Annotated in this window: 25 protein-coding genes; 13 read left to right on the top strand and 12 right to left on the bottom strand. The window is 56.0% G+C overall.

Going from position 1 to position 25,844, the window contains the following annotated elements; genetic code table 11:
- Positions 1 to 60: 60 nt before the first annotated feature.
- From ftsE to rpoH, 3 genes are all read left to right on the top strand, one after another.
- Positions 61 to 762 carry a cell division ATP-binding protein FtsE gene (gene ftsE / locus L2731_RS15245; protein ID WP_220079350.1) on the top strand — a complete coding sequence of 234 codons (702 nt, stop codon included), beginning with the start codon at positions 61 to 63 and terminating at the stop codon, positions 760 to 762.
- Between the two features lie 14 nt (positions 763 to 776).
- A complete protein-coding gene (gene ftsX, locus L2731_RS15250; RefSeq protein WP_041508827.1) occupies positions 777 to 1,742 on the top strand; it encodes a permease-like cell division protein FtsX in 966 nt (321 codons plus the stop codon).
- A gap of 232 nt (positions 1,743 to 1,974) precedes the next feature.
- Positions 1,975 to 2,832, top strand: coding sequence for an RNA polymerase sigma factor RpoH (rpoH, locus tag L2731_RS15255; RefSeq protein ID WP_041508828.1), 858 nt, complete (start codon positions 1,975 to 1,977; stop codon positions 2,830 to 2,832).
- A gap of 40 nt (positions 2,833 to 2,872) precedes the next feature.
- On the opposite strand, the gene menE is transcribed toward rpoH, so the two are convergent.
- From menE to L2731_RS15280, 5 genes are all read right to left on the bottom strand, one after another.
- Positions 2,873 to 4,303, bottom strand: coding sequence for an o-succinylbenzoate--CoA ligase (gene menE, locus L2731_RS15260; protein ID WP_415837040.1), 1,431 nt, complete (start codon positions 4,301 to 4,303; stop codon positions 2,873 to 2,875).
- Between the two features lie 41 nt (positions 4,304 to 4,344).
- Entirely contained in the window at positions 4,345 to 5,403 is a 1,059-nt protein-coding gene (menC, locus tag L2731_RS15265; protein ID WP_249254077.1) for an o-succinylbenzoate synthase, read from the bottom strand.
- Complete coding sequence (gene menH, locus L2731_RS15270) at positions 5,400 to 6,185, bottom strand: 2-succinyl-6-hydroxy-2,4-cyclohexadiene-1-carboxylate synthase (RefSeq protein ID WP_249254079.1); 786 nt, start codon at positions 6,183 to 6,185, stop codon at positions 5,400 to 5,402. The genes menC and menH overlap by 4 nt, the downstream gene beginning before the upstream one ends.
- Entirely contained in the window at positions 6,185 to 7,888 is a 1,704-nt protein-coding gene (gene menD, locus L2731_RS15275) for a 2-succinyl-5-enolpyruvyl-6-hydroxy-3-cyclohexene-1-carboxylic-acid synthase (RefSeq protein WP_249254081.1), read from the bottom strand. The genes menH and menD overlap by 1 nt, the downstream gene beginning before the upstream one ends.
- A 122-nt stretch (positions 7,889 to 8,010) precedes the next feature.
- Entirely contained in the window at positions 8,011 to 8,439 is a 429-nt protein-coding gene (locus L2731_RS15280) for an Lrp/AsnC family transcriptional regulator (protein WP_041508831.1), read from the bottom strand.
- Between the two features lie 168 nt (positions 8,440 to 8,607).
- Between L2731_RS15280 and yjeH the strand changes: the two genes are divergently transcribed.
- Positions 8,608 to 9,867 carry an L-methionine/branched-chain amino acid transporter gene (gene yjeH / locus L2731_RS15285; RefSeq protein ID WP_239853533.1) on the top strand — a complete coding sequence of 420 codons (1,260 nt, stop codon included), beginning with the start codon at positions 8,608 to 8,610 and terminating at the stop codon, positions 9,865 to 9,867.
- A gap of 77 nt (positions 9,868 to 9,944) precedes the next feature.
- Here the strand turns inward: yjeH and L2731_RS15290 are convergent, their stop codons facing one another.
- Entirely contained in the window at positions 9,945 to 10,565 is a 621-nt protein-coding gene (locus tag L2731_RS15290) for an energy transducer TonB (protein WP_249254083.1), read from the bottom strand.
- 267 nt (positions 10,566 to 10,832) lie between these two features.
- On the opposite strand from L2731_RS15290, the gene L2731_RS15295 reads away from it, so the two are divergent.
- Positions 10,833 to 11,546, top strand: a complete 714-nt coding sequence (locus tag L2731_RS15295) for a class I SAM-dependent methyltransferase (protein ID WP_249254085.1) — start codon at positions 10,833 to 10,835, stop codon at positions 11,544 to 11,546.
- A 92-nt stretch (positions 11,547 to 11,638) separates the two neighbouring features.
- Here L2731_RS15295 and L2731_RS15300 read toward each other — a convergent pair whose 3' ends face one another.
- Both L2731_RS15300 and L2731_RS15305 read right to left on the bottom strand, forming a co-directional pair.
- On the bottom strand, positions 11,639 to 12,091 hold the full coding sequence (locus L2731_RS15300; RefSeq protein WP_041508834.1) for a tellurite resistance TerB family protein: 453 nt from the start codon (positions 12,089 to 12,091) through the stop codon (positions 11,639 to 11,641).
- A gap of 91 nt (positions 12,092 to 12,182) precedes the next feature.
- A complete protein-coding gene (locus L2731_RS15305) occupies positions 12,183 to 12,701 on the bottom strand; it encodes a DUF2780 domain-containing protein (RefSeq protein WP_249254088.1) in 519 nt (172 codons plus the stop codon).
- Positions 12,702 to 12,865: 164 nt separating this feature from the next.
- Here L2731_RS15305 and L2731_RS15310 point away from each other — a divergent pair, with 164 nt between their 5' ends.
- The 3 genes from L2731_RS15310 to L2731_RS15320 all read left to right on the top strand — a co-directional run bounded on the left by L2731_RS15310 (position 12,866) and on the right by L2731_RS15320 (position 16,422).
- The gene (locus L2731_RS15310) at positions 12,866 to 13,579 is read left to right on the top strand and encodes a hypothetical protein (RefSeq protein ID WP_239853527.1); all 714 of its coding nucleotides are present in this window, start codon (positions 12,866 to 12,868) and stop codon (positions 13,577 to 13,579) included.
- Between the two features lie 46 nt (positions 13,580 to 13,625).
- Positions 13,626 to 15,044: a tetratricopeptide repeat protein gene (locus L2731_RS15315; protein WP_249254090.1), complete on the top strand. Its 1,419-nt coding sequence runs from the start codon at positions 13,626 to 13,628 to the stop codon at positions 15,042 to 15,044.
- Between the two features lie 139 nt (positions 15,045 to 15,183).
- Positions 15,184 to 16,422, top strand: coding sequence for a hypothetical protein (locus L2731_RS15320; protein ID WP_249254092.1), 1,239 nt, complete (start codon positions 15,184 to 15,186; stop codon positions 16,420 to 16,422).
- Here the strand turns inward: L2731_RS15320 and L2731_RS15325 are convergent.
- Both L2731_RS15325 and L2731_RS15330 read right to left on the bottom strand, forming a co-directional pair.
- The gene (locus tag L2731_RS15325; protein WP_249254094.1) at positions 16,412 to 16,762 is read right to left on the bottom strand and encodes a hypothetical protein; all 351 of its coding nucleotides are present in this window, start codon (positions 16,760 to 16,762) and stop codon (positions 16,412 to 16,414) included. The two genes, L2731_RS15320 and L2731_RS15325, sit on opposite strands and share 11 nt — an antisense overlap.
- 178 nt (positions 16,763 to 16,940) lie before the next feature.
- Positions 16,941 to 17,933, bottom strand: a complete 993-nt coding sequence (locus L2731_RS15330) for a LysR substrate-binding domain-containing protein (protein ID WP_249254096.1) — start codon at positions 17,931 to 17,933, stop codon at positions 16,941 to 16,943.
- A 111-nt stretch (positions 17,934 to 18,044) separates the two neighbouring features.
- Here L2731_RS15330 and L2731_RS15335 point away from each other — a divergent pair, with 111 nt between their 5' ends.
- On the top strand, positions 18,045 to 19,247 hold the full coding sequence (locus L2731_RS15335) for a multidrug effflux MFS transporter (RefSeq protein WP_249254098.1): 1,203 nt from the start codon (positions 18,045 to 18,047) through the stop codon (positions 19,245 to 19,247).
- Positions 19,248 to 19,420: 173 nt separating this feature from the next.
- The gene (locus L2731_RS15340) at positions 19,421 to 20,023 is read left to right on the top strand and encodes a tRNA-uridine aminocarboxypropyltransferase (RefSeq protein WP_249254100.1); all 603 of its coding nucleotides are present in this window, start codon (positions 19,421 to 19,423) and stop codon (positions 20,021 to 20,023) included.
- 188 nt (positions 20,024 to 20,211) lie between these two features.
- Here the strand turns inward: L2731_RS15340 and L2731_RS15345 are convergent, their stop codons facing one another.
- On the bottom strand, positions 20,212 to 22,317 hold the full coding sequence (locus tag L2731_RS15345) for a putative bifunctional diguanylate cyclase/phosphodiesterase (protein WP_239853514.1): 2,106 nt from the start codon (positions 22,315 to 22,317) through the stop codon (positions 20,212 to 20,214).
- Positions 22,318 to 22,584: 267 nt separating this feature from the next.
- On the opposite strand from L2731_RS15345, the gene L2731_RS15350 reads away from it, so the two are divergent.
- On the top strand, positions 22,585 to 22,932 hold the full coding sequence (locus tag L2731_RS15350) for a hypothetical protein (protein WP_249254102.1): 348 nt from the start codon (positions 22,585 to 22,587) through the stop codon (positions 22,930 to 22,932).
- 11 nt (positions 22,933 to 22,943) lie between these two features.
- Complete coding sequence (locus L2731_RS15355) at positions 22,944 to 23,594, top strand: class I SAM-dependent methyltransferase (protein ID WP_249254104.1); 651 nt, start codon at positions 22,944 to 22,946, stop codon at positions 23,592 to 23,594.
- Here the strand turns inward: L2731_RS15355 and L2731_RS15360 are convergent.
- Positions 23,584 to 24,294 carry a flagellar brake domain-containing protein gene (locus L2731_RS15360; RefSeq protein ID WP_249254106.1) on the bottom strand — a complete coding sequence of 237 codons (711 nt, stop codon included), beginning with the start codon at positions 24,292 to 24,294 and terminating at the stop codon, positions 23,584 to 23,586. The genes L2731_RS15355 and L2731_RS15360 overlap by 11 nt on opposite strands.
- 217 nt (positions 24,295 to 24,511) lie before the next feature.
- On the opposite strand from L2731_RS15360, the gene L2731_RS15365 reads away from it, so the two are divergent.
- On the top strand, positions 24,512 to 25,843 hold the full coding sequence (locus L2731_RS15365) for a M16 family metallopeptidase (RefSeq protein WP_239853507.1): 1,332 nt from the start codon (positions 24,512 to 24,514) through the stop codon (positions 25,841 to 25,843).
- Position 25,844: the final 1 nt, after the last annotated feature.

A 25,844-nucleotide genomic window follows, 5' to 3' on the forward strand; every position in this document is an offset into this window, starting at 1 on the left:
GGCCAGTCGAATTCGGCTGGTCCATCAAAACACTATTGCAGCATCTAAGATTGGGTACTTATGATTCGATTTGAGCAGGTTAGCAAGGTTTATCCCGGTGGTCAGAAGGCCCTCACCGATGTGAGTTTTCATTTGAAACGCGGTGAGATGGCGTTTTTAACCGGCCACTCCGGGGCGGGCAAGAGTACCCTGCTTAAGTTGATCACTGTGATCGAACGGGCCAATGCCGGTCGTGTCGCCATCAATGGCCATGACATCGCCAACATCAGACCCAAGGATGTACCCTTCCTGCGCCGTGATATCGGCATGATCTTCCAAAACCATCACCTACTGATGGACCGCAGCGTCTTCGACAATATAGCCTTGCCGCTGGTTATCGAGGGTTTCGCCCTGCATGAGATCAAGAAGCGTGTGCTGGCGGCGCTGGATATGGTGGGCCTGTATGGCAAGGAGCGTCATTATCCCATCATGTTGTCTGGTGGTGAACAGCAACGGGTGGGGATCGCCCGCGCCATTGTTAACAAGCCGCCGCTGTTGCTGGCCGACGAGCCCACGGGTAACCTGGATCCTAAGTTGTCCATGGATATCCTGCGCCTGTTTGAAACCTTTAACGATGCCGGCACGACCGTGTTGATCGCCACCCACGATCTGGGACTCATTGCCAGAATGCGTTATCGCACCCTGACCCTGAAACAGGGCCGTATCCTGGGTGGTGACGAGCTGGCGAGCACTCACACTACTGCCAGTGCCTTCGGCCAATAATTGAGGAGAGTCAGATGAGTCAGCAACCTCAATTGGTGCGCAGTAAATTACCCATCAGCGGCCGCATAGTGATGTTTTTTATTCGTCATATTCAACATGCCATGGGCAGCATGGGGGAGTTGTGGCGCAATCCGGTTTCTTCCCTGATGACCATGGCCGTGCTTGGGGTCAGCCTGAGCCTGCCAGCGGCCCTGCAGGTACTGGTGAAGAACGCCGAGACAATTACCCAATCCTGGAACAGCGCCGCCGAGATCTCCCTGTTTATCGATGAGGGGCGCAGCGAGCGCAGTATTCAAAGCCTCATCAGCCGGATTAGTGCCTATTCTGAAGTGAGTGCGGTCAGCTATATCGACCGCGATAAGGCCTTGGAAGAGTTCCAGCGCCTCTCAGGTTTTGGCGAGGCACTGGCCTACCTGGATGAAAACCCGTTGCCGGCGGTGATTACTGTGACCCCAAGTATCAAGTATGCCAGCCCTAACGGTGCCCGCGAGCTGCTGAAGAAGCTGGAGCTCGAGCCTGAGGTGAGTTTTGGCCGCCTGGATATCGAGTGGCTGGAACGTCTGCAGGCCGTTGTGAGGCTGCTGGAGCGTACCGTGATGGCCATCGCCGCCTTGTTGGTGTTGGCCGTGGTGCTGGTGATCGGCAACACCATACGCTTGGCCATCATGAACCGCCGCACCGAGATCGAGGTGATGAAGCTGGTGGGCGCCACCGAGAGCTTTATTCAGCGCCCCTTCCTCTATACCGGGATCTGGTTCGGGGTAATTGGCGGCATTCTGGCCTGGGTGATCATCAATCTGTTGGTCTGGTATCTCGACGGTGCCTTGGCGAGTCTGTTGGGCCTCTATGGCAGCACGCTGGAGATGCAGTCGCTGACATTGGTGGAGCTTGGCGAACTGATTCTGTTGGCCTCGTTTCTTGGCTGGCTGGGCTCCTATCTCTCGGTGCGCCAACACCTGCGGGCGATAGAACCTTCCTAGTCGACACCGGGGTTTTTATGAACTAATTTTCACTTGCACTGTCTATAGAATCGGGTGAAATTAAACCCTGTTCAGCTTCGAGTGTTGACATAGACTGTCAGATAGTTAATAGTTCATCAGCTTGTCCCTGGGCGTAAATTCCTTTCCAAAGACTCCCACGGAATGCCGTTTTCAAGCGGCGCAGAGCACTCAAAGCGTTAAATTTAAGCAAGATAAGAAGTTAGGAGCGTTAATGACAAGTCAAACGCAATCAATGGCACTAATGGTACCTCAAAGCAGCAGTAGCTTAGAGGCTTATATCCATTCTGCGCACAACATTCCAATGTTGGAGGCGAATGAGGAGTATGAGCTGGCGAAACGTCTGCAGGAGACCGGTGACATTCAGGCTGCGAAGCAGTTGATTATGTCTCATCTTCGTTTCGTTATTCATGTCGCCAAAGGTTACGCGGGTTATGGTCTGCCACAGGCGGATCTCATCCAAGAGGGGAACATTGGTCTGATGAAGGCGGTAAAACGCTTTGATCCCGACGTGGGTGTACGTCTTGTCTCGTTTGCCGTGCATTGGATTAAGGCCGAGATCCACGAATACGTGCTGAAAAACTGGCGTATCGTTAAGGTAGCGACCACCAAGGCGCAGCGTAAACTGTTCTTCAATCTTCGTAAGGCCAAGAAGCGTCTCGGTTGGTTTAGCGACGAAGAGGTGACCATGGTTGCCGAAAACCTTGGCGTCTCGAAGAGCGATGTGACCGAGATGGAATCACGCATGGCGGCGCAGGACCCAGCCTTCGATCTGGCCAGTGACAACGATGACGACCAGGATTATGCACCTGTGCATTACCTCGAAGATCATTCGTCGGATATTGCCTCTCAGGTCGAAAACGACAACTTCGAAGCCGATAACCAAACCCGTCTTCTGGCGGCCATCAAGACCCTTGATGAGCGTAGCCAGCATATTCTACAGGCGCGTTGGTTGGACGAAGAGAAGACCACGCTGCAAGAGCTGGCGGCAACCTATCAAGTCTCTGCCGAACGTATCAGGCAGCTCGAGAAGAATGCCATGAACAAGCTCAAGGGCCGCATGGAAATGTAACGCGCCTAGCTCTTAGGTCAATGCAAAGAAAAACCTGCTATCAAGCAGGTTTTTTTATGGCTAATTTATGTTGCTTGGCTACCGCCTGGATCACCTGCTTGCGTGCTAACTTGAGTCCGGTCTGCTCGACCTCGGGCCAGGGGATATAGCGTCGTGGTCGTTTAAAGCGGGCGATAGTCTGGCAGAGAAATCCATCGAGCACCTCGGGTGACGCGACTTCCCCCTTGATGATGGCCGCCGGCAGCAGGCCGAACTCCTCATCGGCTACGCCGAACACCAGCGCCTCTTCTATTCCGGGATAGCTTCTTAGCAGCGCCTCTATCTCCTCGGGTTGGATGTTCTCACCGCCGCAGATAAACATGTTGTCTGTGCGTCCCAGAATGAGCAGCTCGCCTTCAGGCGTTAACCTGCCGCGATCTTGAGTGCAGAACCAACCCTCTTCATCCAGTGGCCTGGTGATCTCATGGGGAGACTTATCGCTCAGGTAGCCGAGAAACAGGGTCTCGCCACGCACATAGATCACCTCATCGACAATTTTTAGCTGACGCCCAGGCAGAGGCATGCCGCAGCTGCCCTGAGCGTTGGCCCTGGCCGTGGTGATCTGAGAGCTCATCTCCGTCATGCCATAGCTGGTAAAGGCGGGAATTCCCATAGGCACCAGGCGCTCGATCAGCCGCTCATCTATGGCGCCGCCACCCAGAAGCAGCGCCTTGAGGCCCTTTAGTGTCTCGGGGGCGTCGTTAAGCAATCTCACAAGTTGGGTGGCCACCAGAGAGAGGTGGGTCAGGGGAATCGCCTTGAGTTGCTCCGCCTGTGAAAGTCTTGGTGCTGGCAGGGTCAGGGCTGCGCCAGCCAAGGCGCAGCGATTGACTATCGCCAGGCCGCCGATGTGAAACAGCGGCAGGGAAAGCAGCCAGTTGTCCCCTCGATGTAAGGGGATCTTCTGGGTCGAGCCTAGGGCGCTGGCGATATGATTGTTTAGGCAGTGAACGGCCGCCTTGGGCATGCCGCTACTGCCCGAGGTGAGTATGATGTTGCAGGGCCGCGCCGTGTCTATCTTGATTGCTTCTGTTTTGGTTGCTTTCTTGCTATCGCGCGTCTTGGTGAGTGGCGCCTTGGCATCTAAGGTCAGCGTCAGGCCAGGCTCAGGAAGCAAGTCTTGATAGGCCTCGCCAGCCCAGAAATAGTTGAAATCGTAGCGCTCGGCCAACCTGGCTATCTGCGCCCTGGGGAATCTGGGATTTAACGGACAGAAGATGGCGCCGAGCTCGATACAGGCCCAGTAGAGGATCACCAGTGCCAGAGAGTTCTGGTCGATGCAGGCCATCTTGTCGCCAGGTCTTACCCCTAGGCTATCTAGCTGCTGCGAGCATTGTTTTACCCTTCGAGCCAGCTGAGCATAGTCGATGGCGCAGTACTCGCCATCATGCCAGTGATGCAGTGCGATTTGTGCTGGTGCCTGAGTTGCCATCAGGTGCAGCGGTGAGGTGTCTATGCTTTCCTGGCTGTGTTTCAAACCGCCTCCCGGGCGACCTGCTTCAGGCAGATCAGGTTTTCCAGGGTCAGGCAGCGGTTCTTGCCGGTCGACACCAGCAGATCGGCGCTAAAGGCGCTTAAGGTGTCCAGCCCCGGTACCTCATCTGGCGTTAGGGCCTCGCACAGATCCCTCAGGGCATTGATGCCGAGGCTGGCTTCCAGGCTGGCGCTGAGGATCACCCTGACCCCAGCCTCATGGGCCTGCTGAGTCATGGCCTGTAGGTCTGGTAGCGAGCCTAAGATCATCGGCTTGACGATAAGGGCGGTGAGACCTGGTGCCATGGTAAATCGATAGTCAGGATGGTTCAGGCTCTCATCCAAGGCAAAGCCCACACCTAAGGCCCGGTACAGGGCGGAGTTGTCGCCAGAGTCTTGGCAAGGCTCCTCGACATATTCGATCGCCTCTAGCGGCAGACAGGCGAAGAAATCGATGGCCGCTTCTAGGCTGAAACAGCGATTGGCGTCCAACCTAAGCTTGAGATCTGGGCGGCGCGCCAGGATACGGTGGATCATGGCGATCTCCTGGGCCATGGAGGTCTGTCCCACCTTGACCTTTACCGCGTGTACCGTGTCATCTAGGCCATCGATGCGGGCATCCAACGCCTGAGGCGCCTCATCCTGCGCCTGATAGATGAGGGGGATGGTTCGCGCTTGCTGTCTGGCGGCGGGCAATCGTCCCGAGAGTCTTGCATGAAGCAGCGACAGGCCAAAGGCCAGCGAGGGCAGCTTGGTCGCCTGGGCAGAGGTCACCAAGGTGTCGACAGCCTCGCCGACCAGGGTGTCTAACAGGGGGAGCAGCTCGTCGATCACCTGAGTCAGCGACTCCTGGCTAAAGCCTTGGAGGGGCTGTTCATCTACATCTAGGCCACTCAGAGGCGATATCTCGACCTCGCAGCAAACAGACTCGCCCAGTTCGTCTGCTGTGCAGGCCCTGAGGACCAGCCCCTGACGGTTATCGATACGCTGTTTGCCTACCGGCAGCAGCTTGTCTAGGGGGATCTGGTAGCGATAGAGGCTGAGTTGACTGAGTATCATGCTTGTATCCTGAGCTGAGCGATGAGGAGATCACAGAAGGCCTCTGGCTGTGCCAGATGCACGTTGTGGCCTGCCCCCGGTACCCGATAGAGGGCAATCTTTTGTTTAGCCTGCCAGGCTTTGGCCAGGGTGAGAAACTTATCGTCTTGCAAGCCTACATAGTAATGCCAATTTAAGGTTGATTGTTCAGGTTGGCTCGACAAATTAGCCTGGTGGCCTAAGGATGTTGGCAGATAGATGCTGGCCAGCGCGCTGGGGCGATTGTGGGAGCGCGCCTGAATGAGCTTCTGCCTTTGTTCATCATTGAGGGAGGCAAATACCCCCTGTTGGTACCAGAGCGATAGAAAGTCTGTGATGGGCAGGGAAAGCAATTTCTGTTGCCACGCTGCGTCCTGCTCGAGTCTTAATTTACGCTCGTCATCGCTGGCAAGACCCGGGTGGCAAGACTCCAGATGGATACTGAGCAGGCGCTCCTGTGCCTGTTCGGCCAGATGCAGGGCGATGCGGCCACCCAGGGAGTAGCCCAACAGATGAAAGCGATTTACCTTTAGCTCCTCCAGTGTCGAGAGGATCTGCGCCACGACGCGATTGAAGCCTGGCGAGTGTGGCTCCCCTTCAAGTGCTGGGCTGTCACCGTGCCCGGGCAGATCTAAGGCGATACAGTGAAAATGCTGGCTGAGTCTGGCAAGGACACCCTGCCAGTCATGCTTGTCACCCAGGAAACCATGCAACAAGACCAGTGCCGGCTTGCTGCGGTCGCCTTCACTGCGATAGGCCAGCATCAGCTTTGCTTTATCCAGGCGGCGAGGTGAGCTATCTGTTCACTGGCCTGATCTTGCGCCACACAGACCTCGATAACCGAGGCGCCCTGGTAGGCCAGGGCGTCGTCGTAGGCCTCGTTGAAACTCACGATATCCTCGACGCGATTATAGGGCAGGCCAAACATGGCCGCGCCATAGCCAAACTCCAGGCCGTGGGCGAGGCGATAGTAGCCGCTGCGCAGCTTCTCATCGGGCACAGGCAGCAGGTTGAAGATGTTGCCGCCGTCGTTGTTGAGGATAACTATGACGAATGGGCCCTGCTGCTTCGCCGCTAAGGCCAGGGAGTTGAGATCGTGCAGCTGTGACAGATCGCCGATGATCAGCGTGGTCGGGCTGGCCTTGTGGGCCGCGATCCCGCAGGCGGTGGCCAGCAGACCGTCGATGCCCGAGGCGCCACGGTTGGTATAGATGCGAGGAGCGACTGGCGTGATGGGCGCATACATGTCGTAGAGACGCACCGGCAGGCTGTTACCGATAAACAGCTGCTGCTCGCCGCGCCCGGCGATGGCGCGCACCACCTGGGCCTCGCCAAATTCGGCGTCGTCAATCTGTTGCTGGAACAGGGTTGCCAGTTGCTCATTGGCCTCTATCAGTTGCAGCGCCCAGTTGGCTTCGGAGGATCTCGGCCAGGGAAGCTGGGTAAAGGCGCTAAGTGGGCTTATCCAGACTTGTTTGGCCGAGTGACTCGGGTCGAGGCGGGTCTGCTGGGGCAGCACTTGCCAGTAACGTTTCCATTTCTGCTCGCTAAGATAGCTAATCAGACGTTTCGACAGCAGACGTCCGCCGAACACCAGTACTGTATCGGCTTCCTGCAGCAGCGCCTTGGCCTTGGGTTGCAGCAGGAGTTGATCTATGTTGCCGATGGCTGCACCATGTTGTCTCAGCTGAGACTGAGCGTCGGTCAGCAGCGGCCAGCCGAGCTTCTGCGCCAGTTCGATAAGCTGCTCGGGTTGCTGCTCGGGCGCCAGAGTACCTGCGATGATCACGCCCTTACCATGAACGAAGCGCGCCAGGGCATCTGGCGTCGGCGCGCTGATAAGCTGGGCGTCGGCAAACTGGTTATAGGGCAGGGCGCTATGTTGCCAGTTGCCCAGCGGGCTCAGATAGTGGGTGAAATCGGCGCTCATGGAGCCTGGATAGAGGGGCTCTCGGTACATGCAGTTGACGTGTATCGGCCCCTTGGTGTTGGCGACCGACTCATCCAGCAGGGTGAGCAGCGCCTGGGGCGGTATTGCCATATCCGGAGTCGGCAGATTGACCTGTTTGGCATAGTCGGCAAAAATCGCCGGCTGCACTATCGCCTGATTGGCGCCGCAGCCCAGCAGCTCTGGCGGGCGATCGCCGGACAAGACGATTAGCGGTACCTGGGTCAGCCAGGCTTCGACTATGGCCGGATAGAGGTTGGCGACCGCCGTGCCCGAGGTGGTGATGATGGCGACTGGGGCGCGGCTGGCCTTGGCCAGTCCCAGGGCGAGAAAGCCCAGCCCACGCTCATCGAAATGAAGATGCTGCTTGAGCTTGGTCTGTTTGGCCGCCGCCAGGGTAAGGGGGGTCGAGCGAGAGCCGGGCGCCATGCAGACATGTTGCACTCCAAGGCGTGCCAGCTCCTCGAGGATAAGCGAGCCCCAAAGAAGGTTTAATTCGGCGGTTTTTTCAATCTGCATAATGGTTTAACCAATGAAAGAGTTAAACGATAGTCTATCGTTAAGCATATAGTAAAGGAAACCACAGGCCTAAACTGTTACTCATGTTCAGGCATGAGAAATATCCATGTTAGTGGCGGTCTTCAACCGCGATTGTCGATCCATTCGCTCATCACCACATGGGTCTTGAGCTTGATGATGTCGGTCTGGGCGTCGATATATTCGCGGATCTCGTGCAGGCGGCGCATGGAGTCGGCCTGCACATAGACCAAAAGATCCATGTCGCCCGTGATGCCGCGGCAGGTGATCACCTCTGGGATAGACTGGAACACATGCACCACATCGGCGCAGCGGGGACAGCGGTGTTGGATCTCGAAGTAGGCGGAGACGCCCTCTTTCTGCGACTCGCTGAGCAATACCTGATAACCGCGGATGATCCCTGTCTGCTCCAGCTTCTTGATCCGTTCGGAAACCGCGCTGCGAGACAGGCTGACGCACTCGGCGATGCTGGAAACGCTCTGTCTGGCGTCTTGTCTCAGGGCGTTGATGATGGCCTTATCAAACTTGTCCAAGCTATCCTCTCTTGTCTCTGACAAAGTTAGTACCGACAAAATGTCGGTGAAACGATAAAATCCCGTCAAAGTGTCGGCTCTAATTTGAGTTTCGGCGGAAATCTTTGACAGATTGTTTGACCCGCTAAGTCTATACTATCGCCATAGATAACCCTAACAGAACCTAAGATGGAACATAATCACGGTACTATTGGTCGCTGGCAAGGTGCCGGTCTGATGGCCACCACTTTGCTTGGTACAGGCGTATTTATCCTGCCGGAGATGACGATTGCCACTGCGGGCAGTGGTGCCCTGCTGGCGTGGATACTACTCACTCTGGCGATCATCCCTGTGACCCTGGTATTTGCGCGCCTGGCGGGGGTATTCCCCCATGCCGCAGGCCCAGCCTACTTTGTCGAGAAGGCCTTCGGCCGCACCGCCGGACGCACGACCGGACTCATTTTCCTCCTGGTGGTGCCCATAGGTACGCCCGCCGCCATCTTGATGACCTTTCAGTTTATTAACGCCCTGGTGCCCTTGGTGGGTTGGCAGCAGTTGATGACTGAGCTGGCGCTGTTGCTGCTCCTGCTTGCACTTAACCTCAAGGGAATACAGGTGTCGGCCAAGTTGCAGTTTGCCCTGACCCTGGCCATCGTCTCCGTGGTGGTGATCCTGTTCGGCGCCGGTGGTGCTAAGCTTGGCGATCTCGAACTGGCGGCGCCCCAGGCGGGAAGCGATATGGGACTGGTGATGGCGGCGGCCGGTATCGCGTTTTGGAGTTTTCTCGGTATCGAGGCGATGACCCATCTGGCCAACGACTTCAAGCGTCCGGACAAAGATATGCTGCCGGCGATGATCATAGGCACCATCTTGGTGGGCCTGGTCTATGTCACCTGCACCTTACTCCTGCTGTTTGTGCCTAAGGGGGAAGGGCTCGCCATGGTCAACGCCTTCGATCATCTGCTTGGGGGCTATGGCGCTCAGGTGATAGGTATTCTCGGGATCGCCGGCGGGCTCTCTACGGTCAACGTCTATACCGCCAGTGTGGCCAGGCTGATCTGGAGTTTCAGTCGCGAAGGCGTACTGCCCCGTTATTTCGACAAGCTCAATCAACACAGGGTGCCGGTGCGGGCGCTGGTGGCCGTGCTGCTCACCATGGCCACAGTGATCTGCCTGACCTATCTGTTTGGGCAGGAGCTGGAACATCTGATCGCCTGGACCAATGGGGTGTTCGTGCTCATCTATCTGGTGTCTATGCTGGCGGCGGCCAAGCTGTTGAGTAAGCGCTACCTACCACTGGTGATCACGGGTGTTGGCTTCTGCCTGGCCATGACCCTGGCGCTGGGGGCTAACATGCTCTACGCCTTGCTGCTGGTCTCTGTACTCGCCCCGCTACTCTGGTGGCAGAAGACCCATCTGGTTCGTAAGCAGACCTGCCGTGTGGGATAGACGGCTTAATAGCCTAGCCGAGTCTAACATGGCGAGGAGGCTGCTTTAGCAGCCTCCTTGGGAAAAGGCGATATGATTCAGATCTGTTGATCTAGCTTGAAGTCGAGTCTCACCTGCTGCCTGGTTTGTGGCGTGACCCGTCCCTCTTCCATCTTAGGTTTATACTTCCATTTCTTTAACGCGTTGACGGCCGCACGGTTAAAGATGCGTTTTGGATTAGCCTCAATCACCTTGATGTTCTCGACCGCGCCGCTGGCCGTGATATCAAATTCCAGCAGTACATAGCCCTCCTTTCCTTCCTGTGCAGCCGATACGGGATACTGAGGCGATACCTGAATGATAGGTAGGGCATCGCTCGTGTCGTTTACCGCAGGTGAGTCTTGGGTGGTATTGACGACCTTAGGCATCTCGATGACACCCGGGAGTACTCCAGTTTCGCTGGTTTCACTCTCTTCGAAGCCTTCGACGCGCCTAGGGGGCTGCACCGGATCTTGTTTAGGTTCGATGATGGTTTCCCGCTGCTTCTCTATTGGTGGTTTAGGCTCGAAGGAGAGGTTAAGGTCTGGCGTTGCAATGGCGTATGTTTGCGTGGGCTGTTCGTTATCGATCAGTTTGGCCATGAAAGCGAACAGAGATAGGGTGATCACGCCGCCGACTATGGCGATAAAGGTTCGTTTTAATAGTGCAGTTTCTTTCATAAAGCATCCTTACCTTATTATCTTTGCTACAAGTGATACCGCCTATTTGTAAGCAAATGTAAATAACGAACTTATAGGGTTATCACCCTTTTTTAGCCTTGGCTAATAAAAAATCACTTCGAGGCTCAATTGAGATATTTTTAATTACATTTTAATAACCAATGGTTTACATTTTAGAGCTTATCCTTGGGCGAAACAGATCACTTGGATGGGACATGTGTGAAGACTATTAATCTTATTGTGTTATCACTTTTTGGGGGATTGATCTTGGGTGGCATCAATTCGAGTTATGCAGGGGAAGCTTCAGCGATACGGGCGGCGGTCGACAGTCAAGACAGGTTGGCCCGCGACAAGGGGCGCGATGGCAGCCGGCATCCCGAAGCCATCTTGAACTTCTTCGAGGTGGCGCCTGGGCAGAGAGTGCTCGATCTCTTCTCCGGTGGTGGCTACTACAGCGAGCTGCTGGCCCGTGTGGTGGGCGAACAGGGTAGTGTGCTGGTACACAATAATCAGGCCTATCTGCCCTTTGCCAAGGAAGATCTGGCCGAGCGTCACTATCAAGAACGTCTGCCCAATGCCGAAGTGATTATCAGCGAAGCCGACGAGCTGCAACTGCCCGCGGCGAGCTTTGACCGCATCTTCTTCATTCTAGGCTTTCATGACACCTATTATCATGAGCCAGGCTGGCCGGCGATCGACAGGGAAAGGCTATTAAAGCAGATGTTTAGCAGCCTAAAATCCGGTGGTCTTGTGGCAATTATCGACCATGATGCCGCAGAGGGCAGCGATACCAGCACGGCCCACGAACTGCACCGTCTGGCCAAGCAGCATGCGATCGATGCCATGGAGGCGGCCGGATTTAAACTGCAAGGGAGTCTGGCTGTGCTGGAAAACCCAGAGGATAAGCTGACCCTGTCGGCCTTCGATGAGGCGGTGCGCGGCAAGACCAGTCGCTATGTGTTGAAATTTGTGAAGCCTTAGTTGTGAAGCTTTAGTTTGTGAAGCCCTAGCATTTGAGAGCGAGTTTGAGAGCGAGTTTGAAAGCTGGGTGTTGAGATTGAGAGTCGGCACTCCTAACGCGTCTTGTTGATCGCGGCGTTTCTCAGCTGGATCAGCTCGCTGTGCTTGAGGTAGAGGAGTTCGGCGGTGCGGCGGATGATCTGATCTTCATAGCGGCATAGGCTGCCATCGGCGTAGGCCAGGGTCCACATGGCGAGGATCAGCTGCTGTTTCTGCTCCAGAGAGCACTGGTCGTTTATCTGTTTGGTAAATTCAAACAGTGAGGTGGCGTTGCCCTGCACCTGTTTCGCCTCGGCAATCAGGCTCTGGGCCTCTTGCATGCTCAGTGATAGAGCCGAGGTGAGCAGCTCAGGCAGCAGTGCGGCTTCCTGATCGTCTAGGGTCTGATCGGCGTAGACGACTTCCAGCAACAGACAGGCGGCGGCCAACTGTAGGTGTTTGGCCTTCTCCTCGGGTGACTCGGCGTGAGTCTGGGCGGTGAGAAACTGTTTCAGCTTGGCGATCATCACGCATACCTTTCAAGACTTAGTTAGGGGTTAGAGTCCCCTAAAAGGCCAGAGTTCATCCTGTGCAGATGAACTCTGCTTCATGGAGCGGTTAGAGCAGGGCGCCAAGTCCTTGCATCAGCAGAGCTGTGGTGCCGGCACCGGCGTTGGCATCGAGGTAGCCCTTAACGATATCCACCATAGGTTTTGCCAGCTCTTTGGAGATGCCCAGTTTCTCGAAAGAATCATAGACCTGGGCACCACCCTGCAGCGAGCTGCCAAGATCGCCAGCCTTAGACAATAGGCCCGACATGCCTGAGTCGCTGTCGAGCTGCGGCGCCGCCGACAGCAGGCCGTCGATACCAGGAATCGCCTCGGCGATAGGGCCGAAGCTGTCGCCCCCCAGAGTCGTTTTCGCCAGCGAGAGCAGGCTACCCAGTCCACCTTCGGCCTGAGTCTGGTTGAGGCCGAGCTGAGACATCACAGTGCCGACAAGGTCGTTGTTTTGTGTCTGGGTGGCGACCTGAGGCGCCTCTTCTTTCTTGGTGAGGTCGTCAAACCAGCCGGCCGACGCCGGGCTGCCGAGTAGTAAAGAGCCTAAGATAACCGCGCTGATAGTGGATAATTTCATGAATCGCCATCCCATGGTGATAAGTGCTAAATATGCGGCCTATTCTAGCCTAGCCGGGCAATAACTTTGTATCTATTTTTAGACATGTGTTGTGCATTGGCGTTGAAATTTCGGTATCCTGTCGAACTCACAAGTTGGTTTACATATATCTAATGGAAAGTCACATGTCATTATCAGCGATTTTGACCGAAGCTTATAACTTCTTTCGTAACCATATCCGCCAGTTAGCGGCGCTTACCGTGCCTATCTTGTTTCTACAGGTAGGGATTCAGATGTGGTTAGGAATGGAGATCAATAGCGCAGATCTGGAGAATCCCCAGTTTGGCGTGCCTCACATGCTCGCCATGATGGTGCTCTTGCTGGTCTTTTCACTGCTTATCGCCGCCCTGACCCTGTTTATGGAGGTGAGATCCCATGGCCACGAGCCTTCTACCGGCATCTTGCTTAAGACGAGTCTGAGTTTCGTTCCGCCGCTGTTGCTGGCCGGTGTCTTCTCTGGTCTGGCGATTCTGGCTCCTGTCATGCTGTTTGCAGCCTTCGGCCCCATCTGGTTAGTGGGACTGGTGATCAGCATCTATATCTTCGCCCGTCTGGCCTATGTGAATTTCATGGTAGTGGTCGAGCGCCTGACGCCGCTGGAAGCGATCAAGGGGAGCTTCAAGTTCAGTGGCCCCATCGCCTTCAAGACCCTGCTGGTACTCATGCTATACATCCCGCTGTCGCTTATCGGTGGCACCCTGTCTAGCCTGGCACAGTCTGTGGGTTTCCCCCTGGTCTTGGTGGTCGAGGTGCTGGTGGCCTTCTTTGGTCTGTTCGTTAACGTGGCCCTGTTCCGTCTTTACATGGTGTCGCGTCCCAGCGTAGACGAGCAGGTCTGATCCGCGAGAGTCCCCCTTTTAATATTACAACCACGGAGTCCTCACCTTGCTCAGCGATATCGAACTGGTTAGCCAATTTTCGCAGGAACTGGGTGAAGACTACCGGGTGGCCAAGAGCTATGTGCGTGACGTGCCGACCCAGGCGCTGCTGCACGTGCGTAGCTTCACCCATAGGCTGACGGACAAACTGGCGGCCTCCCAGCAGCTGGTCTTCGATAGCCCCAACCTCTACGATCGTATCGAGCTACTCAACCGACAACGGGTGATCAATGTACGGCTGACCCGCGCCCTGCATCGGCTGCGCAGCGATGGCAACCGCGGCGCGCATCCCGAGAAATATCACCTGACCGCCGAGGCGCTCGAGCTGCTGGCCGAGAAGGCGACAGAGCGTCTGGTCAAGCTGGTGGAAGATCTCTATCCGCTGCTCTGCAATGAGCCAGCTCCCGAGTATCGCTTCGAGCCTTTCGATGCCTTCGCCGGGCGGGATCTCTGCTACCGGGCCGTGATGGAAAACGATCCTCAGGCGCAGTATCTGGTGGGCATGTCGCTCAAGGCCCGTGCCCTGATGCAGAAGGAGCAGGAGCAAGCCCTGCATGAGGAGGCGGAGCAAGAGCTTGACCCTCAGAGCGAGGCCAACTTTAAGCAGGCGGCCCACTGGTTTGCTCTGGCGGCGCCCCATCTACCCGAGGCGCAGTATGAACATGGCGTCAGCCTGCTGCACGGCTATGCCGGCAAGGCGGACGTGGCGGCGGGTGAGAGCGCCATCATAGCCGCGGCGAAGGCCGGGGTGGTGAATGCCATGGCCCTGCTGGGCTATTTCTATCTGGTGGGCGGCGAGCAGATAAGCATAGATACTCAACTCGCCTATCGTTACCTGCAGGCGGCGGCGGATCGCGAGCAGTCGGAAGCCATGGCTAACCTGGGGGTGCTCTACTATCAGCAGGCCAACTATGCTCAGGCGTTTCACTATATCTCCAGTGCCGCCCAAGCCGGATTCCCCCATGCCCAGTATCACCTGGCACTCATGTTGGCGCGGGGCGAGGGCTGTGAGGCCGATCCCCTGGCCAGCGAGCAGTGGATGGCCGAGGCTGCAGAGCAGGGACAACTCGACGCCATGCTGCACTGCGCACAGCAGATGCTCAACAACGAGAATGCCCTGGGCAACGACTTCTCTCTGGCCGAGCGCTACCTGAGAGAGGCGGTGAAATATGGCCACAGCGTGCCGGCCATGATAGAGCTGAGCATCGCCTTGGCCGATGGCATACTGGGACGCATAGATGTGGTGGGGTCGGCGGCGCTGCTTAAGATGGCGCGCCAGCGTGGCAATGAACGCGAACGTGAGGTGATAGCCCCGCTGTGGGAGTCGCTGTCTCTGCAGATCGATAAGGTCTTGAGCGTCACCCTAGACGCCGAGGAGCAGAGAGCCCTGCAGCGCGCTCGGGAACTGTTGAGCGATCCCGCCTAATAGCTAACAATTATTGCATACAATATCCATTTGTGGCTAAATGTGCGCCTCTGTTCTCAGCCGGTGTGGAGTCGCCTTGTCACAGCCCCAATCCGAAAGCCAATCCGTTAGCTGTCAATTCTGTCACCTAGATGTTTGCGTGACGCGGTGCATTGAACACAACCACACTCTTAATCAATTGGCGGCGGCCTACGTCAAGCTGGTGCTGGCCATCGGCCATCATGATCCCCTCTATGTGGATGCCTATTATGGGCCGGCTGAGTGGCGGGCAGAGGCTCAAGCTCAGGGCTTGTCGCTTGATACTCTGGCAGAACATAGCGCGGACCTCCTGTCTCGGCTTGAACAGGCGCGTCATGGCTTGCCATGTCAGTCGCTACGGGATCGCCACTATTTTTTATTTAAGCAACTCGCTTCGGTAGCTGTCTATCTAAAGCGCTCGATGGGGCAGCGCCTGAGTTTCGACGCCGAATCACAGGCCTTATATGACACCAGGGCGCCAGGGCATAGTCTTAGCGATTTTAGTGAGGTACTCGCCAAACTAGATAACCTGCTGCCGGGAGAGGGGAGTCTGACTAAGCGGTTTGACGCCTACAGAAGCCAGTTTATCGTGCCGGCCGACAGAGTGTCTCAGGTGTTCACCGCCGCGGTGGAGCAGGCGAGGCTGTTGACTAAGCGCCATCTGGCCCTTCCGGAAGGGGAGCAGTTCAGGGTCGAGTTCGTTAAAGATCAGATTTGGACCGCCTATAACTGGTACCAGGGAAATTACGCCAGCCTGATCCAGCTCAATCAAGACCATCCCTTGCATCTTGAGCGTGCCCTTGATCTGGCCAGTCACGAGGGCTATCCGGGGCATCATGTGTTCAATCTGTTGCAGGAGCGTGAACTGGTGAAGGGGCTTGGCTGGTGGGAATATGCCATCTACCCCCTCTATAGTCCCATCTCATTTCTCTCCGAAGGCAGCGCCAACTATGGGCTGTCGCTGCTGATGACCAAGGAGGAGAGAATCGATTTCGAGCAGCGGGTGTTGATGCCCATGGCGGGGATAGAGGGGGATCTGCGGCATTATCATGAGGTGATGGAAGCCTATAAAGCCCTGGCTAATCTGGATACTCTGGTGTGCAGACAATTGATCGACGGCGAGATAACTCGCGAGGAGGCGGCGCGATTGCTAGTGGAATTTGCCCTCTACACGCCTGAGAAGGCGGCCCAGCGGGTGCGTTTCTATCAGGCTAATCGTAGCTATGCGATCAACTATCATCACGGCGAGGCAAGCGTCGGGGAATATGTTACGAGAAAGGCCCGTGACAGTGCACAGGCCTGGGAAGTGTTTGCCGCTTTGTTGGCAAGGCCGCGGGTGGCGAGCGAGATTACTCGTTAGGGTCGTGCTCGAAGGTGCGACCCTGACGTGGGGCTTGGGCCTTGCCAAAGGGCGAAGCGGTCTCAAACGGCCGCGACGAAAACCCCTTTTGGTCAAAACCTTGTGTCTGCGCGCCGAAGGCGGCATTCCCCTGCTGGCGGAACTTGGCCAGCTGGCGCTTAAGAAAGACCCGGCCAAACAGGCTCAGGATGATGAAACTTAAGGCGCCGACAAGAATGACAAAGGGGAGCGCTAGCAAGACCAATGTCATTACCACTAAACCGATCGCGAAGGCCATCCAGCCCTTAGTACCCGAGAACCTATGCTGGAAAGGTGTCTGTTGAAATTGTTGATAAATCATAGTTTCTCCCTAGGGACTCTTTATCTTTCAGGCTTAATCTCTGTTCAATAGTCCCTGCGTTGATGGCTCGATTGTGCACATATTCGCCCCATGAGATCACGTTAAATTCGTTTAATCTTCTTTGTTAACTGTTACCAAATGTCTCGAACAACTTAATGTTAGCCGGAGCAAGGTTAACCTAAGCTGAACCGGATACCGATAACGCATCCTCGGGCAGATTAACGGCCTGGGCGACACGCTTACAGATGGTCTCGCGGATCCACTTGTGCCCCGGTTCGTCGTCGTTGCGCTCGTGCCATAGCAACACATAGGCCAGCGAGTGGAAATCGAATGGCAGTGGCAACTCCTCCAGCGCATAGAGCTTGCGGGCGTGGGCGGCGAAGCTGGAAGGCAAGGTAAAGATAAGATCGCTATGGGCGCATACGCTGGCTGCGCCATAGAAGTCCGGTACCGTGGTACTCAGGTGTCGCCTGTGGCCAGATTTTGCCAGGAAGTAGTCCAGCGCCCACCATTCGTTACCCTCGCAGCGCACCTGCACATGGGACATCTCAAGATAGATATCGAGATCCCACTGATGATTCCTGATGGCCGGCAGCATGGGGTGGCCTTGGCGTACCAGGCAGACCTGATGATCGGTAAACAGAGTCTGATGAGCGATCCCTTCCGGCAGCCTGTCGATGATGAGATCCGACTGGGGGTTGATGTCCCGTCCCGTGATGCCGAAATCGATCTGCCCCTTCTGTAAGGAGGAGAGGGATTTCTCGGTCCACAGATAGGAGTCCAGCCTGAGGTTGGGCGCATTGTTGAGCAATGGGCCGATGAAGTAGGGGAGCAGCGTCTCGTAGGCACTCTCGACCATGGCAAAGGAGAACTGACGCCGACTGCTAGCGGGATTGAAACTCGGTGGCTGAGTCAGCTGGTAGAGCCCCTGCAACATGTCCGGCAATTGCTGGCCCAGCAGGGCCGCGTGGGCGGTGGGCTTGAGGCCGTGGGCGGTGCGGATAAACAGGGGATCACCTAAGGTATCGCGCAGCCGGTTGAGGCTCTTGCTCAGGGCCGATTGACTCAGATGCAGGCGGCTGGCGGCGCGGGTCACGCTGCGCTCCTCCAGTAGCACCTGTAACATGACCAAGAGGTTGAGATCGATACGCGCCAGGTTGTCGAGATTCATTAGATATTCCTTACTGGAAATTAGCTTTTGAAATTATACCATTTCTGTTCATAACTTGGCTGGTCTAAAATAAGCCTCATTACCCTTACCCCTACATAAAATTAGAGAAATATGCGTCGGAACCTGTTACCCATACTCATGTCTATGGTGGTCTTGAGCCCCCTAGCCATAGATATCTATCTGCCCTCTATGCCCGTGATGGCGGCCGAATTTTCCGTGTCGGCCAGTCAGGTGCAGTCGACGCTGGTGCTGTTTCTGTTTGCCATGGGGGTCGGTCAGGTTCTGATCGGTCCGCTGGCGGATCGCTTCGGGCGTCGCCCCATAGCGCTGGGAGGCCTGCTGCTCTATATCGCCAGCAGTCTGTTGGCCGCGGTGGCGATGGACTTTCATTGGCTGCAACTGGCTCGCGTGCTGCAGGGCTTAGCGGCCTGCTCGACCTCTATCGTGGTATTCAGTGCCGTCAGAGACTGTTTCACTCCTAAAGAGGGCGCCCGCTACTACAGCTATCTTAACGGTGTGATCTGTGTGATCCCGGCACTGGCACCGACCCTAGGTGGTCTGCTGGCGCTGCAATTTGGCTGGCGCTCTACCTTCGTGTTTATGACGCTGTATGCCATCATCATAATGATCATCGTCGGCTATCGCCTGCCCGAGACACGTCCGGCCAACACAGTGACCCAAGGGGGCCTCTATCGCTGGTCGCGCTATAAGCCTGTGCTGATGGATGCGCATTTCATGTTTTATGCCTTCGCCTGTATGGCGGGCATGGCCGCCATTTTGACCTATGTGTCCTATTCGCCTGTATGGCTCATCGAGACTATCGGCGTGTCTGAGCTGACCTTCAGCGGTCTGTTTGGTCTCAATGCTCTGGTGAACATCGGCGCCTGTTTCGCGGCACCTGTGGTGATTCAGAAGCTGGGCAACCGCCCGACCGTGATTCTCGCCCTGAGCGCCTTGTTGGTCTCGGCCCTGTTACAACTTGCGATGCAGTGGGCCGGCCCACAGACCGGACTCGCGGCCGCCTTCGGTTTCATGTTGCCCATGATGCTCTTGTGTATCGGCTTCGCCCTGCTGCTTGGTCCTGCGACCAGCATGGCTCTGGCGGGCTTTGGTGAGCGCGCCGGCACCGCAACCGCCATGCTGGGCTTTATTCAGATGAGTGGCGCCTCGATTCTGGCAGGCCTGATCCAGCAGACCGACCTGGCGGCGCCTTATGCCGTGGTGGTCGTCATGGGTGGCCTGGCGAGCCTGCTGCTGGTGGCCATGAATATGAGCCGTCTAGATACCTGGCACCAGGAACGCCACGCCCACTGATAGGCGCAACCTGATCCATTAGCAACACCCTTTTAGCCTGCATTAGTGACCTCAATGCAGGCTTTTTTTGTTTCCTTAATCAGGTAAGTGGCCAATTGTCATTCGGCACATGACATACTTATGCCATCAAAGGCGTTACACTAAGGCCAAGCCTGCTAACTAGTGAGGATCTCGTGAGTCGTCCCGTTTGCCCCCAATGCCAATATCCAGTCAATGCCTGCCTGTGTGACAGCATTCGGCCACTCTCGACCCGTGTCGAGTTGATAGTGTTGCAACACCCCAGCGAGGTGTCTCATGCCAAGAACAGCGTCAAGCTGATGCAGGCAGTGATGGGAGATAAATTGCGCTTAGTGGTAGGGGAGAGCCCCGAGGATTTTACCGAACTGAGGGACTACCTAAAGGCGCAATCCCGGCCCGTGTATCTGCTCTACCCCAGCGAAACCAGCCAGCCGCTCGAGGCGTCGGTGCAGCACCATGATGCGATCTTGTTGCTGCTCGACGGCACTTGGCGTAAGGCCTATAAGTTGCTGCAGCTAAATCCTTGGCTGCTTGAGTTTACCGGGGTACATCTAGATCTCGATGCTCCTTCTAAGTACACCATACGCAAGGCCAAGCGCGACGATAGCCTGTCGACCCTGGAGGCGGCGGCGCTGGCCATCGAAACCCTGGAGCCGAGCTGCGACGTGTCGCCACTACACGATGCCTTGGCGGCCCTGGTGCAGCAAAGGTTAGCGGCCATGCCGGCATCTGTGAGGCAGAGATATGAGCCTGAATAGCCCAATGATAAAACTGTGAACCAGCCATGGGTTACCGGAAAAGCCTATGGAGTAGATCACGATAATCTGAGAGAAATTAGGGTCTAATAGCCTGAGTCACTCAACATAGAGTGGTCAGATAGCTGTGTCAGTTTACTGTCCATGCAGGGAGGCAGTATCGCCTTCGAGGCGCTGACACAGTTATCGGTTCAATGCAGGATGAAGTTGGCCTTGGTAAACTGCTCCGCCGCCGTCGGATAACCATAAAAATAGCCCTGGGCAAATCCTTGTCCCATCCCCGCCAGTATCTGTTTCTGCGCTAGTGTCTCGACACCTTCCACCACAAACTGAATCTTGAGTGCCTGGGCCAGTTGTATCATCGCCTGACACAGCTCGCGTCCCTGTGGTTCGTTGAGTCGCTCGGCAAAGCCCGCATCTATCTTGAGCGTGTCTATCGGCAGGCTGCCCAGCTTGCTGAGGGAGGAGAGGCCGGCACCGAAGTCGTCGATGGCGATTCGCACGCCCAAGGCCTTGAGGTGAATGAGGGTGGCTTTGACCCGTTTTGGTTGGCGTAGCAGGGCCGACTCGGTGATCTCCAGCACCAGGGCAGTGGCAGGCAGGCCACTGGCGATTAGGGCGCGGGTCACCTGCTGGACAAAGTCCGGGTGTTCCAATTGGGTCGCCGAGACATTCACGCAGGCCTGAAGCGGCCTATCTATCTCATCGCGCCACTTGGCGACCTGCTCGCAGGCGGTGGTAAGCACCCACTGACCTATGTTGATCAACAGGCCCGTCTCCTCTAGCAGGGGCACGAAGTCACTGGCCTCGATGATCTCCTCGTCACTCTTGTGCCAGCGCAGCAGCGCCTCAACCCCTAATACCTGGTTGCCATCGAGGTTGACGATCACCTGATAGGCCAGCTGGAACTGATTCAGGTTAAAGGCATGACGCAGGTCGTTGATGGTCTTCAGCTTGTACTGGGCATCTCTGTGCATCTGGCTGTCGTAGAAGAGCACATGGTTGGGGCTCTTCTTGGCGCAATACATGGCGGTGTCGGCAAAGCTGAGCAGCTGTGCGGCCTGATCGCTGTGTTCGGGGAAGAGGGCTATGCCTATGCTGGTGCCCAGAAAGAATTTCTGACTGTTGATCTCGAAGGGGGCGTCGAATATCGCCAGTAGCTGCCGGGAGATCGCCTCTATCTCCGCTCTATCCTGGCAATCGCTCAGCACTAAGGTGAACTCGTCGCCGCCGAGGCGGGCAATGCTGGCCTTGTCGATGCAGCTGGCCTCGAGGCGTGCCGCCACCAGTTGCAGTACCTTGTCGCCTGTGGCGTGGCCGAAGCAATCATTCACATTCTTGAAGCCATTAAGATCCATGAATATGACGGCGCCAAGCTTGCCACTCTCCTTCTGAGCACTCGCCAGCGCCTGATCCAGTTGCTGCTTGAGCTGATGACGGTTGGGTAGGCCGGTTAGGGTATCGACCATGGCCTGCTCGGTCAGGCGCGACTCAAGGCGCTTCTTGGCGCTGATGTCGCTGAACAGGGTGACATAGAAGAGCTCGCCGTCGATCTGTAGCTTACGGCAGCTCTCCCAAGCAGGAAACTGGCTGCCGTCGGAGCGGGTCTTGAGGGTCTCGCCCTGCCAGCTGCCGCGATCTTCCAGGCACTGCAGGAAGTCGGATTGCCTATTGCTGACCTCACAAAATCCCTGTAGATCCAGCGGGCTCTTGTTAAGCAGTTGGTCGGCGCTATAGCCACAGATGCGACACATCGCCTTGTTGACCGCGATGATCTCGTGCTGGTGGTTGCTGATGTAGACGGCCTCTGCGCTGTCTTCCAAGATGCTGGAAACCAGCTGAGCCGGCAGGCGGTCGAAACCGTTGGACACCTTTTCTCGGTGTTTGGCGCGGCGATCGGCGGTATCGAAACGTACCAAGATCACCTGACTCTCCTCGAGGCGTGCCGGTAGCATGGTGACTCGGGTGGGAAGCTCGCGCCCCAGTTGGCTCATGTGCAGCCAGTTGACGCTGACGACCTCGCCCTGGTGCACACGTTCTATCAGTTGCTGCGCCACTTCTATGCTGTTGATGCCGCTGGCCTGAATTCGCGGCGAGAAGTCGTAGGGGGTGGCGGTGATAAAGCTGTCGCGCTGGGTGTCGAAATAATCCAGTGTGCCCTGACTGGCGCCGATGAAGGCGTGTCCCTTGAGTATGGCTAAGCATGCGTACTCGTCCCGGCGCCAACTGTCGAGTTGCCGCTGAATCTCAGGCTGCGCGCTGCTAAGCTGCGTCAGTTTGGTTAACCAAGGGCCCATAGGGTGCTCCATGAGGTGGCTCGCAAATGGGGCAATGAGCAGCGCTTATGGTGCCTTTGCTGGTTTTCTCTTTGCCAATGGGGTTAAAAATACCGCGAATCTAAACGAGACTCAAACCTAAGGATAGGTATTTGCACGGTTTTTCAATCATTTTTATGATCTTTGTTAACAAATCGCTTAACTGAGCCGGATTTGAGGTTTTTCAGTTTTGTGGCGCCGATAGTGTTAGAATCTGCACAGACCCTCATCTGGTTAAGGATAACTGTCATGTTGACTCGCTCAATTTCTTGCATCGTCTTGGTATTGTTGACCAGCCTGAGCTGGGATCTCGCGGCGAAAGAATATAAGCGCATGAGCCCTAAGGCCGAAGAGGCCGGCAAGATTGCTCGCCAGACGGAGGCGGAGCAGTTGGAGAAGGCCAGAAAGGCGGCCAATGCTACTCAGGCACGGGAGCAGGAGGTGCTTGAGCGTCAGCAATCGGGCGAGTGGCAGGAGTCGCAGCGCGAAAAGGCTCAGCGTCAGTTTAACGAGCGTGAGAGTCGAGAGTCGAAATACCTTAAAGAGGCGCGTGAAGCCGCCGCCCAAGATCGAAAAATTCCCAAACCTCAAAGTTAATTGGATATCGTGTGAGTCATTGCCCCCTTTGTCATAGTGAGAACCTGGCGTGCTTTCATCGCGATAAGCACAGAGCGTACAAGATCTGCCAGCAGTGCCAGCTGGTGATGGTTCCCGACGAGTACCTCTTGAGTGCCGAGGAAGAGAAGGCGTTTTATGACCACCATCAAAACGACAGTGCGGATCAGGGCTACCGGCGTTTCCTGGGGCGCACCTGGTTACCCCTGCGGGAGCGATTAACCAGTGATCATAGCGGGCTGGACTTTGGCTGTGGCCCGGGGCCGACCATCAGCGTGATGGCGGGCGAGGCGGGGATCGCCATGGACAACTATGATCTCTACTACTTTCCCGACGAGAATCTGCTAGAAAAGCAATATGACTTTATTACCATGACAGAGGTGATAGAGCATGTGGCCGATGCCTCGGCCCTGTTAAAGCGCCTGGATGCCATGTTGAAGCCGGGGGCCTGCCTGGCAATTATGACCAAGCGGGTACTTGGCGAGGCCGCCTTTGCCAACTGGCATTACAAGCAGGATCAGACTCATATCCGTTTCTACAGCACCGCCACCTTCGAGTGGATCGCTAAAGAGTTTAACTGGCGGTTAGAGGTGATCGACAAGGATGTGGTCTTCTTCACTAAGCTGGCTGCCATTAGCTCTTAGGTTGCTGCATCAGGTGGTTGATGATCACCTTCTGGGCAAAGTCGCTGGGCACTTCTTCCCCTTGGGTCTCGTCTAAGATGAAGCCATATTGATACTGGCTGCGCCCCGGCTCGGGCGGCTGAATATTTTTCAATACGATGGGCACGCTGAGCGTCTCGGGTGTCTGTTCAAATTTAACCTCTAAAAGGTAGCCCTTGTTCAGGCTGCCCCCCTCTATCTCTTCGCCCATGTAGGCGCCCCCTTTTACCGAGACATCCTGCAGGTAGCCGCTGGAGCAGACATGGCTGGTGTGCCCCTCTGCCGTGCGCTCATGTATCGAAGCGGCCAGGTGGACAGGGATGCGGCTGTGTTGTCGCAGGGCCACACTCTGCAACTCCTTGGGATAATTCACCACCAACCAGCGTCCGGCATTGTTGAGCAGGGTCTTGATCTTGCTGCGAAAGGCGAGGATGTTGGCCTCGGGGTCGTCGCTGTTGATCAGGCGCACCACCACCCCTTGTCCCTGGATGATGTAATCCTGGGCGGCCTGCCAGTATTTGTCTTGTCCTAAGGCGAGGATGATGGCGTTGTCCGGGTCTATGCCGATCAGCCGGGTCTTTAGCCTGATGGGCCTGAGCGGCGTGAGAACTTGCAGCTGGGCCTCTGTGTTGCAGTTGATGCGGTTTAGGTAGGCTAAATCGATCTCTGTGGCTTGTGGCAAGGCGTACTCTCCCTCGGGTTAGGTATCGTCATACTTGTGTCTTAGCATGGCACAAAAGCAATAAGTTACAATTCTCTTAATCGATTGTTGCTACAACAGGCTTGATCTTATTTATAATTTCGCCTCTTATAGTTCTCGAATAAACGTAGGCGGCTCGCGTGAATCGCCACCGGATATCGAGATAAATTCTATCTGCTCACGAATGAGGGAACGACAGATGATGCGAAAGATTATCGCGCTGTGCCTCTCCATTGGGGGAATCCTCTCCTCCATGGGGGCGCAGGCAACTCAAGCCGAAGACATAAAAAGCTTCACGTTAGATAATGGCATGAAAATCATGGTGCTAGAAGACGCCTCGATCCCAAATGCCAACATGTATCTATTTTGGAAGGTGGGATCCCGCAACGAGGTGCCGGGCATCACGGGGATCTCCCACTTCTTCGAACACATGATGTTCAATGGCTCGAAGAAGTTTGGTCCTAAGATGTTCGACCGCACCATGGAAGCGGCGGGCGGTGCCAACAACGCCTACACCACAGAGAACCTGACCGTCTACACCGACTGGTTCCCGGCCAACGCGCTGGAGACCATCTTCGATCTCGAGGCCGATCGTATCGCTCATCTGGATATCAATCCTGAGATGGTAGAAAGTGAGCGTGGCGTGGTCGCCTCCGAGCGCACCACAGGCCTGGAAAACTCTAACTGGCGTACTCTGCAAGAAGAGATCAAGGGCGCCGCATTTCGCGCACACCCTTATAGCTGGTCTGTCATAGGTCACGAGTCGGATATCGCCGCCTGGACCCAGGACGATCTGGTGCAGTACCACAAGACCTACTATGCGCCCAACAACGCCGTGGTGGTGATCGCCGGTGATGTGAAGCTTAACGAAGTCAAAGCCTTGGCCAACAAGTACTTTGCGCCAATTCCTGCCCAGACACCACCGCGTGAGGTGAAGACGGTTGAGCCGCTGCAGAAGGGTGAGCGCCGCGTCTTCGTACAGAAGGCCTCGGTCAGCACGCCGAACGTGATGTTGGCCTACCATGTGCCGGCGACCTCGAACCAGGACTACTACGCCCTGGACTTGTTGTCTTCTATCCTGACTACGGGCAACAGCTCGCGCCTCTATCAAGGCCTGGTGGAGAAGCAGGTGGCCATCGAGGTGGAAACCTATATGCCGATGAGCTTCGACCCTAACCTCTTCTACGTGATGGGCGTTGCCAACCCAGGCGTTAACGCTCAGGAGCTGGAAGGCGCCATGATAGGCGAGATCAACCGCATCGCCCGTGAAGGCGTGACCCAGGATGAGCTTGAGAAGGTGAAGAATATCAAGTTGATGAACTTCTACCGCGCCATGGAAACCATTAACGGCAAGGCCAATACCTTAGGGACTTACGAGCTCTATTTTGGTAGCTTTGAAAAGCTATTTAACGCGCCTGAGGCCTATAACAAGGTAACCCCTGAAGATATTCAGCGTGTTGCGCAAACCTACCTACGTCGTGCTAACCGCACGGTTGCAGTACTGGCGGCCACAGAGGAGAGTGACCAATGAA

Origin of the sequence: Shewanella aquimarina (assembly GCF_023349185.1) — a bacterium.
Lineage (GTDB): Bacteria > Pseudomonadota > Gammaproteobacteria > Enterobacterales > Shewanellaceae > Shewanella > Shewanella aquimarina.